11 protein-coding genes and 1 pseudogene are annotated in these 13,922 nt (G+C 71.5%); 2 read left to right on the forward strand and 10 right to left on the reverse strand.

The genetic code is table 11. From position 1 onward, the window contains the following. Positions 1 to 94 precede the first annotated feature (94 nt). On the reverse strand, positions 95 to 424 hold the full coding sequence (locus ABIA38_RS27805) for a hypothetical protein (RefSeq protein ID WP_424641589.1): 330 nt from the start codon (positions 422 to 424) through the stop codon (positions 95 to 97). Positions 425 to 970: 546 nt separating this feature from the next. Further along, positions 971 to 3,214: a type I-G CRISPR-associated helicase/endonuclease Cas3g gene (gene cas3g, locus ABIA38_RS27810; protein WP_424641590.1), complete on the reverse strand. Its 2,244-nt coding sequence runs from the start codon at positions 3,212 to 3,214 to the stop codon at positions 971 to 973. Between the two features lie 177 nt (positions 3,215 to 3,391). On the opposite strand from cas3g, the pseudogene ABIA38_RS27815 reads away from it, so the two are divergent. Continuing rightward, positions 3,392 to 4,070 (forward strand): annotated as a pseudogene (locus ABIA38_RS27815) (transposase). A gap of 27 nt (positions 4,071 to 4,097) precedes the next feature. On the opposite strand, the gene ABIA38_RS27820 reads toward ABIA38_RS27815, so the two are convergent. The 6 genes from ABIA38_RS27820 to ABIA38_RS27845 all read right to left on the reverse strand — a co-directional run bounded on the left by ABIA38_RS27820 (position 4,098) and on the right by ABIA38_RS27845 (position 9,664). Next, positions 4,098 to 4,487: a YybH family protein gene (locus ABIA38_RS27820; protein ID WP_424641591.1), complete on the reverse strand. Its 390-nt coding sequence runs from the start codon at positions 4,485 to 4,487 to the stop codon at positions 4,098 to 4,100. Positions 4,488 to 4,581: 94 nt separating this feature from the next. After that, entirely contained in the window at positions 4,582 to 5,490 is a 909-nt protein-coding gene (locus ABIA38_RS27825) for a helix-turn-helix domain-containing protein (RefSeq protein WP_424641592.1), read from the reverse strand. A gap of 341 nt (positions 5,491 to 5,831) precedes the next feature. Next, positions 5,832 to 7,028 (reverse strand): hypothetical protein, encoded by a 1,197-nt coding sequence (locus ABIA38_RS27830; protein ID WP_424641593.1) that lies wholly within the window; start codon positions 7,026 to 7,028, stop codon positions 5,832 to 5,834. Positions 7,029 to 7,801: 773 nt separating this feature from the next. Continuing rightward, on the reverse strand, positions 7,802 to 8,098 hold the full coding sequence (locus tag ABIA38_RS27835) for a hypothetical protein (protein ID WP_424641594.1): 297 nt from the start codon (positions 8,096 to 8,098) through the stop codon (positions 7,802 to 7,804). Further along, complete coding sequence (locus ABIA38_RS27840; RefSeq protein WP_424641595.1) at positions 8,095 to 8,286, reverse strand: toxin-antitoxin system HicB family antitoxin; 192 nt, start codon at positions 8,284 to 8,286, stop codon at positions 8,095 to 8,097. Before ABIA38_RS27840 ends, ABIA38_RS27835 begins: the two co-directional genes overlap by 4 nt. A gap of 508 nt (positions 8,287 to 8,794) precedes the next feature. Further along, complete coding sequence (locus ABIA38_RS27845) at positions 8,795 to 9,664, reverse strand: hypothetical protein (protein WP_424641596.1); 870 nt, start codon at positions 9,662 to 9,664, stop codon at positions 8,795 to 8,797. A gap of 555 nt (positions 9,665 to 10,219) precedes the next feature. Between ABIA38_RS27845 and ABIA38_RS27850 the strand changes: the two genes are divergently transcribed. Continuing rightward, positions 10,220 to 11,539 carry a cryptochrome/photolyase family protein gene (locus tag ABIA38_RS27850; RefSeq protein WP_424641597.1) on the forward strand — a complete coding sequence of 440 codons (1,320 nt, stop codon included), beginning with the start codon at positions 10,220 to 10,222 and terminating at the stop codon, positions 11,537 to 11,539. 160 nt (positions 11,540 to 11,699) lie between these two features. Here ABIA38_RS27850 and ABIA38_RS27855 read toward each other — a convergent pair whose 3' ends face one another. Beyond that, positions 11,700 to 12,680 (reverse strand): aldo/keto reductase, encoded by a 981-nt coding sequence (locus ABIA38_RS27855; protein WP_424641598.1) that lies wholly within the window; start codon positions 12,678 to 12,680, stop codon positions 11,700 to 11,702. A 191-nt stretch (positions 12,681 to 12,871) separates the two neighbouring features. Beyond that, on the reverse strand, positions 12,872 to 13,870 hold the full coding sequence (locus tag ABIA38_RS27860; protein WP_424641599.1) for an alpha/beta hydrolase: 999 nt from the start codon (positions 13,868 to 13,870) through the stop codon (positions 12,872 to 12,874). Positions 13,871 to 13,922 lie beyond the last annotated feature (52 nt).

Genomic DNA, 13,922 nt, shown 5'->3' on the forward strand with positions numbered 1-13,922 from the left:
CGGAGGTCCGGACGTCGAGACGTGAGCAGTGGGAAGGGCCGGGGCTCGGTCGGCGGGCCCCGGCCCGGCGGTCAGTTGCGGGTGTTGGTGGGACTCACGCGCAGCCCCGCCAATGGGTGGTGGACTCGGTCGCGCAGACCTGCGTGTACGGGTGGCCGTTCACGCCGATCACGCGAGATCCGGGGTAGTAAAGTTCGGAAGTATCGTTCGCGGTGACCCGGTAGTCGGTCCAGGGCCCGGTGAGCGTGAAGTGGATCGCGCTGGTGTCACCCGCCCTGTTGTAGTCAACACTGGTGACGCAGATCCTCTCGCCGTAGCTGCTCGTCGGGCTACAACGGTCGGCCGCCTGGGCCGGGGTCGCCGCCACCACGCCTGTCACGGAGGCGGCGGCAATGGCCAAGGTGGTGATCGTCTTTCGGAACACGGTGTACCTCTTCTTCTGGAGAAGGGACTGCTTGTGCCGTGCCGTGCGGGGCATGGGTGCTGCCGGTCGGCGTCGTGCCTCCAGATCCCACCCGCCGAGACGCGGTTCGCTCCGGTCGATGGCGGCCCGGACGAATCCGGGCCTGCCGGTTCCTGATGATTCGAGGGCACCTCGCCCACGAACATCGGCCTCTTCGACAGGCTCGGCTCGGCCCTCGCGCGGACTCCCCCGGATCCGTCGACGTACCGTGCCCGTGCACTGACTACGCTAGGCGTCGGTCCGCTTCGGAGCACGCATCCCACGCAAGTCCGCACAGCAACCACGGGTCCCGCACCACCTTCTCGTCGTCGCGGTCGTGAACTCGCAGGCGGGCCGCAGCGCTTGAGGTGGGACCGCGGGAGGAACCGGCGTCCGGGCGGCCCTGGCAGCAGCTCGGGTCGGCTCGGCGATCGCGGCGGGCTCCGACAAGACGAGATTCGCGTCGCCGACTCGAGCCTGATCGGCGCCGACCGGCACGTGCGTGCGTACCAAGGCCGGCGCCACCGCTCAGGGCACGAGCCCCGCCGTGGGACCGTCGTGTCGGGCGCTGGACCGCCAGTCGGCGACCCGGACCAACGACTCGAGATAGGCGAGCCGGAACGGTCCCAGATCGTCGCGATCCCGCAGTGCCAGGACCCGCGGCGTCCACGAACCGCCCGGGCGGAACGCCTCGGTGTCGAGCGACTGCGCGGGGAAGTGGTCGCCCGTGGAGACGGCGACCGGCGGCGTGCGATCACCGTCCCGGACGCCGAGCAGCGCAAGCGTGTCCTCGTCGGCCCCGGGGCGCACCGACACCCGCACCTGACCGTGGTGCGCCGCGACCAGGTAGGTCACCAACCTCGGGTCCACGCGAGGGGTGTGCCAATGCTCACCGTTCAGCAGGATGAGCGCGCTGACCAGCTCGTGCCGGAAGTACGGACGTGTCGAAACCCCGTTGCTCCAGGGCGCCTTGGACTTGGCCAGCAGGTGGTCCGGCGGATCGCCGCCACCGCCGTCGCGCAGCATGGCCTGGAACACGTCGTGGCACTTGCCGAGATCGTGGAATCTCGCGGCGCGGGCCACGGCTTCGCGCTGCTCCTCGGTCAGCCCGGGCAGGACGGCCGTGATCGCGCGTGCCTCTTCCTCGGTCTCCAGCAGGTGCCGGTCGAGACTCACCCACGCGACACACCCGGTCGCGGGAGGTATGCGGCCCGTGAAGAGCGATGGCACCGGCGCACCGCTCTCGGGCGCCCACCCCACCTCGGGGAGGTAGCCGCCGCGCGCCGAGTCGATCAACACGAGCGATCCGGAGCGGAGATCGTCGGCCACGGCGTGCCGCCACCGGCCGTCGGCGGGGTCCCGCAGCCACACTCCGCCGTCCGGCAGCTCCCGAACGTCGGCGAGCGGCACCTCACACTGCTCGATACGCGCAGGTTCCGGCTCGTCCTCCGCAGGTTCCCCCGACTCCCAGACGCGCCACGCGACAAAGACCGTACGATCGTCGTCGGCGCAGATCCACGGGCTCGCGTCGGTCGGCACGGCGCCGCGAGCGTTGTCGAACATCGCCAACACATCGTGCTCACCCAGCACTTGGGCAGACGGTGCGCCCTGGTCGACGCGCGCGCGAAACAGGTCGGCGGTCGTGACCGCTGCGCCCTCGTGCGCGTTCAGCCAGTCCGCGACACCCGCGTCGGCCCCCGACGCGTCCGGCGGAACGCACCACAACAGGTCGCCGCCATCGGGGTGTTCGCCATGACGATTGCAACGACCGGCGCGTTGCACGAGCGCGCTCCACGGGGCGAGTTCGGTCAGGAGCGTACGGCTGGACACGTCGCATCCGACGTCCAGCGCCCGCGTTGCGACCAGGATCCGGTCCCGGCCGGCATCCGCCGGCTCCCCCGCGCGATCACGGCGGTCGACGGAACGCGCGTACGGATGCACCAGCACGATCTCCCGGCCCGGATGTGCCGCGCGCAGCGCGCCGTAGACCTCGCGCGCCCGTTGTGCGGAGCCGAGCACGGCGATGCTTTGAGTGCCGGGCACATGCGCCGAGCCCAGCGAGTCGACGAGGTCTTGTACGTACCGTGCCGGGTCCGCGTCCAACCGCCTGATGCGGCGAACCGCCCCTGGACCGGCGCCCATTGCGGTATCTCCGTCCGGCGCGACCCGGGAAGCATCCCCGTCCCACGTCGACGACATCCACGAGCTGCCGGTCGGCGCCGCCGTGCCGAGCGACTCGCGCAGCGACTGCAGCCGCACACTCGTCGGCAAACCGGGCCCCAGCAAGTGCATTTCATCGAACACCCAGTGCGTGTCGGTGTTGAGCAGGCCGAACGACACGGGCGCCATCGTCCGCGAATCGGCGAACCCGCGCATCAACGCCCGGCTCAGCAGCCCGTCGTGCGTACCCACCAAGATCGCGGTCCGCTCCGGATACCGCCGCCACATGCCGTTCTGCGACTCCGGACCGGCGAGCAAGTGCAGATCGACCTCGTCCGCGCACCCGAGGCGGCCCAGCCACTCGGCGATTCGCGCGTGAGTCTGATCCGCGAGGCTGCCCTGCGGCAACACGTACACCAATCGCCGCGGCGTCACCTCCACCGCGGACACCAACCGCCGGTACAGCCACGCCAACACGGCGGCCGAGGTCTTCCCGCCCCCCGACGGAACCCGAATGACCCGCGGCAGCCCGCTCTCCGCGAACCCGGCCTGATAGGTATAGGGGCGATGGCCGGTCGCCGTGTGGAAGAACTCCCCGAATCCGCGCGTCATTCATGACTCCCTCGTCCGCCCGACTCCCGACTTTAGACGTCCGACGGAGAAAGCGAGAGCGATGCAGCGATGGACTCCGTCGTCGGTCGGCGGGCCAGTCCCAGGCCCCGTATCGGGTTGTGATCAATCTGTGGGATTCGTCGTCAAGGCGGGCTCGGTCCGGTGGACGGTCTTGGTGTGACGCGAGAGCAACTGACGGACCTGGAGTGGGAGTTCGTCGAGTCGTACCTGGCGATCGGTGGGTTCGGTCCGTATCCCGAGCGGCTGCGGGGGCAGTTCGAGGGCGTGGTCCGGAGGTTTCGGACGGGTGGGCGGTGGCGTGGGGTGCCGGAGCGGTTCGGTGCGTGGTCGAGCGTCCACCATCGTTTTCGGCAGTGGCGCGACGCCGGTGTCTTCGAGGCCCTGTCGGAGGGCCTGATCGCGGAAGCGGCGAAGCGGGGCGGGGTGGACCTGTCGCTGGTGAGTGTGGACTCGACCACGGTCCGGGCGCACCACGACGCCGCCGGGATGCGTCTCGATCCCGACACGCTCGCCGCGCTGGGGAAGGCCGCCGCGGAGGAGGGGAAGGCCCGGGAAAAGGGGGGCGGCGCGGAGGGACGAGAAGGGAACGGGGCGGGATTCGACCCGGGGCGGGAGGAACGACGGCGTGTCCGGCGCCGGCACCGGGTCCGGCCGAGGGCCGCCCTGCTCGGGCGCTCGCGGCGCGGGCAGACCTCGAGGATCCACCTCGCCCAGGCTCAAGGCCCGGCGCGGCATCGCCACCGGATACGACAAGAGCCCCGAGAGCTACCTCGCCGGCCTCCACCTACGCGCCGCGATGATCTGGATCGGCGACCTCGGTAGGAGCACCTGTTGATCGCAACTGGATACGCGCCCTGGGTGGTCAGGTGCGGGCGAGGGGGCTGGGTTCGTCGATGACGTAGCGCCAGGTGCCGTCGGGTTGGCGGCGGGCGACTTCGAAGGATGTGCCGGTGGTGTCGACGCGGGTGTCTCCGGCGGCGTCGGTGGGGGTTGTCGAGGTGAAGCGCCAGTCGGAGGAGAGCAGGGCGAGGTCGCCGGTGACGGCGATGTCGCGGGTGTGGAGCCGGAAGATCGGGCGGTGGGCCAGGAGGTCGGCCAGGTGGGCACGGATGGCGGCGACTCCGTGCAGGCGGCCGGTGGTTCCGGTGAAGACGGCGGCGTCCTCGTAGCAGGCGGCGAGGGTGTCGAGGTCGCCGGCGTTGAAGGCGGCGGCGTAGTCGGTGTGCAGGTCCTGCGGGGTGCGCGCGGGCATGGATGGGCTCCTGGGTTTGGATTGGGGCGGTTCAGGGCTTTTCGCGGTTGTTGGGGATTGTTCGGGCGGATCGAGGTGGTCGACACCGAGGACGCTATCGGTGGTCGTGGTTGGCGTCTTGTAAGGAATTCACCTCGCCGTGCGCGGCGGGATCAGCCGCCGGATCTCCTACCGCATCCGCTTCGGTCACGCAGCCACACGGCAACGCGCCCCGGACATATCGCCCGGGGGTGGTTCCGACGAACTCCCGTAGATCCCGGGCGAAATGGGCTCGGTCGTGATAGCCCGCCGCGAACACCGCCTGATCGACGCGTCCATCGGCGCGGATGTCGCGCAGGGTCCCACGCAGCCGCAACAGCCGGGCCAGGGTCTTGGGTGGGTGGCCGAGTTGACGATGGAACATCCGGATCAGGTGCTGGTGGCTCCAGCCGACCTCGTCGGCCAGTCGCCGTACCGGGATCCGTCCGCCGGTCTCGGTCAACCGCGCCCACGCCCGGGTCACCTCGGGTGCCGGCGAACCGCCGTGTTCGGCCCGGCCCACCGCGAACTCCCGCAACAGGTCGAACCGTTCCACCCATCCCGCCGCTTCCCGCAACCGCGCCGCCAACTCCAGTGCGGCAGGGCCCAGCACATCCGACAAACCCGTTGCCGGCCGGTCGAGTTCGGCCAACGGCAGCCCCAGCACCCGATATGCCCCCGGCGGGGTCAGCGTCAACGTGACCCACGCACGCGGCCCCGCGTCGATCGTTGGCGACGCGACCGGCGCCGACCCCGCGTACCGCAGCCCGGCGGCGGTGACGAAGCCGGCCGACGTCTCCGTTCCACTCGCGAACAAATTGATCACCACGGACACCGAGGGCTCCGCCGGCACGATCAGCCCACCGCGCAGCCGGGCAACCTCGGTACCGCTGCACCCCTCCCCCGCCAACACCCCACGCAGCAGACCGTCCGCGTGCGCGCCCCGCCTGGCGTCCACGATCCGCCGAGCCCCCGGCAAGCCCATCGCGGGCACCCCCGATCGTTTGTCGAGGCCGCCGACCGCAGGCGACCTTCGTACCGGGCAGTCTGCCCTCGAACGGGCGCACCCGCCCTCGGATATCGAGGCGGCCCGCGGGTGCCTACATCCGGGGGTGCCCGGGTGCCGGACGGCCTCGGCATCGAATTCGACGGCCCGGGAGGGCGAACGGGGACGGGGCCGGCGGCTCCCCGCGCCTCCTGGGTTGCGTAGCGGTCGAGCCGGTGCCTCACGTAGCGGCGAGACGCCCCCTGGTCGCTTTCAGCCCGCACGGGGCCGCTCAATGATCAGCCGCCTGCCGTGACGGTCCGGCCGGGGCGTTGCGTGGGTCAGGAGAACCTTCGGGATCGTGAAGGTGTCGGGCGCCTCCTCGGGTGCAAGGTTTCCGCCTCCCGCTCCACCGCCGGGCCGTGGTGTCGGGGTCGATGCCGTGGGCACGCGTCCGAACCGGCCCGGACGACGACTCGTCGACCGTTCGGATCCCGCACCGGTCGGTCGGCGCGGTGGGCGGTCAGGTCCGGTGGTCGGCTTCGGTGAACAGATGGCGGGTTCTGGAGGTCTGGGCGTAGGTAGAGGGTGTGGTGGCGGGAGCGGGTTCGGGTGACCAGGCCAAAGCGGTACAGGATGCCCAGGTGGTAGGAGACCGTGCTCGCCGCGAGGTAGTGGCGCTCGGCCAACTCGGCCGTACTGCGCGGGGTTTGCAAGTCGAGCAGGAGGCGCGCGCGGGTGGCGCCGAGGAGCGCGCGGGTGGGCGGGGACTCGGCGCCGTCGGCGTCGGGGCCGCGCCGGACCGGATAGGTGAGCATCGGCTGACGGCGTTCGGCGGCACCGAGGGGCACCGAGTCGACGGTCACCCGCAGGTCCGGGTTGAACGCCGAGGGGACCAGGACGAGTCGCGTGGTGCCGGGGATGTCGCAGTGGAAGCGGCTGAGCACCCGCACGTGGTCCTCGTGCCACGTCACCCGCGGGTGCAGGCCGGCGAGCCCGGCGGTAATGCCCTCCCGGGTGATCGTCTCCGCCCGGTGGGCCAGGTCCGCTTCCATCCGGGCGCGGAGCGTCGTCCACTGCGGGCCGACGGTGACCTGCCACAACCGATGCAGTTCGGCGGCCATGCGTTCGGAGACGGCATGTTCACCGCACTCCAGCAGATCCAGCAGTTCCCCGGGGACCGGACGACCCATCAGGTTCTCGGTCGGGTTGCCCCGCACCATGATCCCGATCTCGGTGCGCAGTCGCGCGGCGTCGACCGTGGCGACCGCGTGCAGTTCGTCCTGGATGGGTGATTCGTAGGTCGGCGGCTCGGGTTTGACGAAGTCCGGGACGTAGTCACACGGTTCGCCGAAGAGCGCTGCCAGCAGGGTCAGCCGGCGGTCGCGCACCACCTCCGCGACCATGGCCCGACGGCTCGCGGTGCCGCCCCGGGCGCCCGTGCACAGCAGGCGGAGCAGGTCGACCGCGGTGTGCAGCGGTGAGATCGCGAACCGTGTCCTCCCGAGCGCCGCCGCGTCCATGGACATGCGCAACACGTCGTTTCCCGTCTCTCGTCTCGCGTCGGTCGGGTGCGCCGCAACCCGCGCCTGCCGCGTCGGGGCATCACTCGAACGTCATCGAATCATGCGCCGGCGCACCGATCGCGGCGCTTTCCGGGAGCGGGCCGAAAGCTCTCGTGCGGGCGTCGGTGTGTAGGCGTCGATCGGGAGAGATATCGCGAACACGACCGCTGCGAGCTTCCCGCGCATATTCACGATTCTCCGAATCGGTGGTCGAAGGTGCGCTCCGGACCTCCGGGAATCGGGCCCGGATCCAGTGAATCGAACGCCGGGACGACCGTCGAATGATTCGATCAGATTCGAATTCGCGACGGATTTCCGACCCCGTCGAGCCGCGGCGCGGACCCGGAACCGGCCACAAAACCCCCGAGAGCTACCTCGCCGGCCTCCACCTCCGCGCCGCGATGATCTGGATCAAAGACCTCAGCCGCAGTACCTGTTGATCTCAACTGGATACGCACCCTAGGGCCAGTCCTATGGGCGGCTCACGAACTGCCAGGTGGTGTCTGCAAAGTGAGGGCGCGGGAACACGGGATCCGGGATCCAGGATCCAGCGCCAGGAACCCACCTCGGAACATGTCAGGAACCCACCTCGGAACATTCCTCGCCACCGCCCGCAAACCCCTCGCCCCCCGCAGGAACTCGCAGTGGTGGGAGCAGTGTTGGGCGCAGCGCTGGGGCGCAGCCGAACGCGAGCGACCCCGTGCTGCTCTGTTGTGCCGGCGGGACGGCGCCGCTCGATGAATGTTCTACAGGTCCAGGACCGCGCGCAGGGCTTGGTCGACGCGTGCCATCACGGTGGGGTCGACGGCGCCGACGAGCTTGGCGTCGTCGAAGCGCGTGGTCCGCAGGTGTTGAATGTTGACGGCTACCGCGGTGCACGCCAACGGCTCGTCGAGGACGACGGACATGGCGGTGTCCGGGTAGCGCCCGGCGGGGTGCAGCACGATCGCCAGCAGTGCGGCGTAGGCCTGTTCGAGGCCGTCGAGGGAGACGATCAGGACGTCGCGGCCGTCGCCGAGCGTCCAGATCTCGCCTCGCCTCACAGGGCGTCGCCCTCGTCGCACAGTTCCTCGCCCAGGCCGAGCGCGGCGAGTCGGCGGGCGGCGTCCAGGACGGCCTGTCGGCGGGCGGCGCGCACGATGTACGCGTTCAGGGACATGCCCGCCGCTGCCGCGCCCGCGCGGATCGAGGCGTCGAGGTCGTCGGGGATCCGCAGCGTCATCACCGTCATGCCACCACTCTAGCCACCGTCTAGCGGTGGCATGAAGTGGTGGTATGAAGTGGTGGCGGAGGTGGTGGCGGAGCGTGCCTCGGTCGTCACGGCCGACCGACGAGCCCGAACGTCCCACCGATCCGGCGGAGCTCCGCCGGCGGGTACGCGGTCCCTGGTCTCGCGCCGGAGCTCGCGCAAGAAGTCCGCCATCACCCGCGATGAGCGGCGCGCCGGGGCGATGTTTGCGGCAGCCGTCTCTGGGGTTCCCGGTCACCGAACGCGATCTCGACCAAGCCCGGCCCACGTCGTCCGGCCGTTCCCGTACCGGGCGGGAAGCCCGGTACGCCGCCGCGTGAAACGTGAAAGGGGCCACCGGTGCGGGTCGATCGGGAAGTCCCGGGAGGCGGCGGCTCGTTGCCGCGCTCCATCGGAGGAGACGGGTCGGCGGGCCCGGGCCGAGGTCTGCCTGCGCCGAGGAGGTGACCTACGCCGGGCGCGGGGTGGCGGCCCGGCGTCGTGCCCGGGCTCACAGGAGGTGTGCGAGGGGTAGTGCCGCGACGTCGGCGGCGGGGCGGGAAAGATACAGGTCGGTGTGGTAGTAGCCGTCCGCTTCCTTGCCGGCCGGGTGCAGGCCGTTCGCGGCCAGGGCGGCGAACGTCGCCCGGCGTTCGGCGCTGCCGGTGAAGCGGCGCTGCCGGAAGCTGCGGGCATGGAGCTTTTCCGTTACCAGGCCCGAGCGCGCCATCAGGTCGGCGACCGGCCGGTAGGGCACGGTGCGCAGGACGAACGCCGCGACCCAGGGCGGGCGCGGCGTGCAGGCGAGGAGTCGGGTGAAGGTGGCGGTGAAGATGTAGCCGACGCCGCCCGTGACGGTGATCAGGTCGGCTCCGGCCAGGGCCAGGCGCAGCGCCGGACTCGGTTCGGTGACTTCGAGGTTCTCCGCGAAGGCGTGTTCGAGCAGGCCGGTCGTGTGGGCGTATGCGGTGGCCCGGGCCGCCGTGTCGATGCCCGTCACCCGTGCGGGTTCCGGTCGGCGGCGGTCCGTGAAGAAGGCCCGGTCGTCGGCCGCCAGGTGTCGGGCCGACAGTGCGGCAAGGTGCGGGGATGTGTACCGGGCGTACAGGTCGGCCAGGGACACCCGGTGGTTGAGGAGCGCGGCGTTGATCCCGTAGGAGCAGCACAGGTCGACCACGGTCGGCGGCGTCCGTTCGGGGTGCAGCCGGCCCAGGGCGGCGGCCAGTGCGCGAAACACGGCCTGGCCGTGGTGGGGAACCTGATAGTCGAGGCGGCCGAGTGTGGCGAAGTACGGCCGGGGGTCGGGGCGGTCGTAGATGGCGCCGAAGTCTGCCTTGCCCCAGTCGGTATGCGAGAGGCTGCTGCTCGATCCCGCTGCCATGGGTGGCCTCCTGACGTACGTCGCGGGGGAAGTACCGGACGGCCGCGGCCACGTGGGCCGGGCTCCGCGCGGCCGGCGACCCACGGCCCCCACTGTGACCCGACCGGCGGCCGGCGGCACCCGGAGTTCCGCCGATCGCCGCGTCGGGCCACGCGGAGCCGTGGACGAGATCGTGTCCATCCCGCCCCGCGGCGGCCTACCGGTTCCCCCCGCTCGGCGGTACGGGACAGGCGGGCGTCGGACGTGGCGCCGCGCATCGCGGCCGCGAGGAGTGGTTTGTCGGCGTAGGGGGTGGTGCGTTCGCGCGCGCAGCCGGCCGGGCGGGCCGGCGGGGGACGGCCGGATCGTCGAGGTAGGGGAGGTGGGCGGTGCCCGGTTTCCGGCGTCCGGTCGCGTCGGGCAACGGATTCGGCGGCGGCGGGCCGATACTCGAACGACAGCCGGGTGTCGAACGGTCCGGCTGGGCCGAGTACGCGCTCCGCACCGGCGGCTTCCTGCCGCTGCCGCCGCCCCACGCCCCGGCATCCCCGAACCCACCGACCCCGAGGCCCGCCGATGACCGTAGCGATCGCCCTGTTCACCCAGGACCTGCGTCTGCACGACAACCCCGTTCTGCATGCCGCCGCCCTCGCGGCCGATGAGGTCGTGCCGTTGTTCGTGTGCGATCCCGCCGTCCTGGCGGCGGGCTTCGCCGCCCCCAATCGGCAGGCGTTCCTCACCGAGTGCCTCGCCGATCTGGACGCCTCACTGCGCCGCATCGGCTCCCGTCTGATCGTGCGCCGCGGTGACACCGCCGAGCGGGCGGCCCAAGTCGCCGCGGAGGCCGACGCGGCCACCGTGCACGTCGCCGCGGGCGTCAGCACGTTCGCCCACCGGCGCGAGGAACGGCTGCGTGCGCTGTTCGGCTCCCGGCTTCACGTCCACGACGCCTCGCTGACCGTGGTCGGAGCGGGTCGGATCACCCCGGCCGGTCGCGACCACTACGCGGTCTTCACCCCCTACCACCGCGCCTGGCAGCAGGCGCCCCGTCGCACGGTCCTGGACGCGCCCCGGAAACTCGCCACCCCGAGCAACATCGGCGGCGACGATCCGATCGCCGGCCGCCCGCTCTCCCCCGCCCTGCCCCGCGGCGGCGAGACGGCCGCCCGGGCACGATGGCGGCACTGGGACATCGACGCGTACGCCGACGTGCACGACGACCTCGCGGCCGACGCGACTTCCAGGCTCTCCCCCTACCTCCACTTCGGCTGCCTCTCCGCCACCGAACTCGCCGTGCGCGCCCTGGAACGCGACGGCGAGGGAGCGCGGGCGTTCGTGCGGCAACTCGCCTGGCGCGATTTCCACCACCAGGTGCTCGCCGCACGCCCCGACGCCGCACGCCGCGACTACCGCCCCAGGGGCGACCACTGGCACCGCGACGACCGCGAGGCCGAGGCCTGGCGACAAGGCCGCACCGGCTATCCGATCGTCGACGCCGCGATGCGCCAACTCGCCCACGAGGGTTGGCTGCACAACCGCGCCCGGCTGCTGACCGCGAGCTTCCTCGCGAAGAGCCTGTACTTGGACTGGCGGATCGGCGCCGCCCACTTCCTGTCCCTGCTGGTCGACGGCGACGTTGCCGACAACCAGCTCAACTGGCAGTGGGTCGCGGGCACCGGCACCGACACCCGGCCCAACCGGATCCTCAACCCGCTGCGCCAGGCCGACCGTTACGACCCGGACGGAGCCTACGTGCGCCGTTGGCTGCCCGAACTCGCCCATCTGCCCGGACGGACCGTGCACCGCCCCTGGCTGCTCGCGCCCGACTACCCGGCCCCCATCCTCGAACCGGACGCCCTTACCATCCGGTTCCGGCACGCCCGGGCCCTGGACTGAGCCCGTCATCCGGTGAGTCGCGTGAACCCGCCCGTGCCGGCACGTGCGGGTGGGTGGCGGGGGCGCGGGCCCGGCCCGGCTCGGTTCTCGGGTCCGTGGTCCGGTCGTGGTCGTGGATTGTGTCCGGCCGGCGCGGCCGGCGGAGCGCGCCGGGCCGGTTTCACTGGTCGATCAGGCGGATGCCGTGGTCGCCGTAGCGGGCTCCTTGGGCGCCGGTGCTGGGGACGGCGGCGTCGATGTGGTCGAGGTCGGTCGGGGTCAGGCGCACGTCGAGTGCGGCCAGATTGTCGCGCAGGTGGGGGCGGCGGGAGCTGCCCGGGATGGGGATGATGTCGCTGCCTCGGGTGAGGAGCCAGGCGAGGGCGATCCGGGCGGGGGTGGTGTTCCTGCTGGTGGCGAGTGCGGTGATGGCCTCGACGACGGTGAGGTTGGCCTTCAGGTTGTCGCCGTTGTAGCGGGGCGCGGTGGCGCGGAAGTCGCCGCTGTCGTAGCGGGTGCCGGCGCCGACGGCTCCGGTGAGTACGCCTCGGCCGAGGGGGCTGTAGGCGACCAGGGCGGCACCGAGGTTGCGGAGGGTGGGCAGGATGTCGTTTTCGACGTGGCGTTCCCACAGCGAGTACTCGGTCTGGACGGCGGTGATCGGGTGGATGCCATGGGCGCGGCGGAGGGTACCGGCCGAGACCTCGGAGAGGCCGAGGTGGCCTACCTTGCCCTCGGTGACGAGTTCGGCCAGTGCGCCCACCGACTCCTCGACGGGCACGGCGGGATCGATGCGGGCGAGGTAGTACAGGTCGATGTGGTCGGTGTGGAGGCGGCGCAGGGACGCTTCGCAGGCGCGGCGCAGGTGGTCGGGTGAGCCGTCGGGAACCAACCCCTCGGCGGTACGCCGCACGCCCGTCTTGGTGGCCAACACGATGCGGTCGCGGTGCGGGGCGAGGGTCGTGCCGAGCAGTTCCTCGTTTGCTCCGTCGCCGTAGAAGTCGCCGGTGTCGAACATGGTGACGCCGGAGTCGAAGGCTTCCAGGAGGGTGGCCGCGGCCTCGTGCGGGTCGGCGGGTCCGTAGGTGCCGGTCATGCTCATGCAGCCGAGGCCGAGCCGCGAGACCGCGGGACCGTCGGGGCCCAGGGTGGTGGTGGTCATCGTTTCTCCGTGTTTCTCCGTCAGGGTTGGTGGGGCGATCGGGTGGGCGGGCCGGATCCGCCGGCCCGATGGTGTCGCTGCCTTCCGATGGTGTCGCTGCCTTCTTCTGTATGTGGACAACGTTGTGTCGGCCGTTTGACGACGATGGCCGGCGCGGGATGCGCGTTGAGACGTATCGCCCGGTCACCCGGTCACCCGGCCAGGTGGCCCCGGAGGAACTCGAAGGTCTCCGCTCGGGCGGCCTCGGCCTGTGGCACCACGCCCGGCATGCTGAGGAACGCGTGCCCTGTTCCGGGATATTCGGTAAGGCGCGTGGGCGTCCCGGCGGCTTGCAGTCGTTCGGCGTAGCGGCGGCCGTGATCGGCCAGTGGGTCCCGGGTCGGCACCAGCACGAGCGCCGGCGGCGGCGCGTTCAGGTTGTCGACGTGCAGCGGCGACAGCGCACGAGGATCGGCTCCCGGCGAAACGGCCAACCGGTGGACCAGCCGCAGTTGCGCCACGGTGAGGGTCGGGCTGTGGGCGTGCTCGGTCATCGAGGCGTGGTCGAACATCGTCTCGGTCACCTCGACAACGGGATTGACCAGCACCTGAGCCCGCAGGGGCAGCCCGGACTCGCCGGCCCGGATCGTGGCCAGGGCGGCGATCAGTGCGCCGCAGCTCTCGCCGAAGACGGCGGTGCGTGCCGGGTCGACGCCCCACTGCGCGGCCTGCCGTACCACGAGGCGGAGCACGTCCCAGCAGTCGTCGACGGCCGCCGGCAGTGGGTTTTCCGGGTCGAGCAGGCGGTGTTCGACCGAGACGACGACTGCGGGCAGTCGGGCCGCGAGGTGGCTGTTCACCCAGTCGCTCTGCACGGCCGTGCCGACGAATCCGCCTCCGTGTACGTGGACCACGAGCGGCAGGCCGGGCCGGTCGGTGCCGCTGCGGTCGCGCCCGGGCGAGGGTCGGTACACCCGGACCGGCAACCTGCGGCCGGGCAGCGCCAGTTGGTGCCATCGGATCTCGGCGCCGGGATCGGGAATCCCGGTGATCGCCCGCATCTCGGGGGACGACCGCCTGCGGTTCTCCTCTTCGCGGTAGGCGAAGAGTTCCTCGGCCGTCATCGCCGACCAGTCCCGATCCCCGCCCAGGGCCTGCCGCCGCAACCGGATGTCCGTCGACGGCTGCTCCGCGCCGGTGACCTTGCTCATGTCTGCTCCCCACTCGAATTAGTTTCGCTACCCGAAGTATCGATACCTAAGG

The organism is Embleya sp. AB8 (genome assembly GCF_049739465.1).
Taxonomy (GTDB): Bacteria; Actinomycetota; Actinomycetes; order Streptomycetales; family Streptomycetaceae; genus Embleya.

What these genes read in the sequence shown, in the direction of transcription:
- cas3g (WP_424641590.1), bottom strand. Translation starts at nt 3,214, where the DNA reads ATGACGCGCGGATTCGGGGAGTTCTTCCACACGGCGACCGGCCATCGC.
- ABIA38_RS27820 (WP_424641591.1), bottom strand. Translation starts at nt 4,487, where the DNA reads ATGCCCGCGCGCACCCCGCAGGACCTGCACACCGACTACGCCGCCGCC.
- ABIA38_RS27825 (WP_424641592.1), bottom strand. Translation starts at nt 5,490, where the DNA reads ATGGGCTTGCCGGGGGCTCGGCGGATCGTGGACGCCAGGCGGGGCGCG.
- ABIA38_RS27840 (WP_424641595.1), bottom strand. Translation starts at nt 8,286, where the DNA reads ATGACGGTGATGACGCTGCGGATCCCCGACGACCTCGACGCCTCGATC.
- ABIA38_RS27845 (WP_424641596.1), bottom strand. Translation starts at nt 9,664, where the DNA reads ATGGCAGCGGGATCGAGCAGCAGCCTCTCGCATACCGACTGGGGCAAG.
- ABIA38_RS27850 (WP_424641597.1), top strand. Translation starts at nt 10,220, where the DNA reads ATGACCGTAGCGATCGCCCTGTTCACCCAGGACCTGCGTCTGCACGAC.
- ABIA38_RS27855 (WP_424641598.1), bottom strand. Translation starts at nt 12,680, where the DNA reads ATGACCACCACCACCCTGGGCCCCGACGGTCCCGCGGTCTCGCGGCTC.
- ABIA38_RS27860 (WP_424641599.1), bottom strand. Translation starts at nt 13,870, where the DNA reads ATGAGCAAGGTCACCGGCGCGGAGCAGCCGTCGACGGACATCCGGTTG.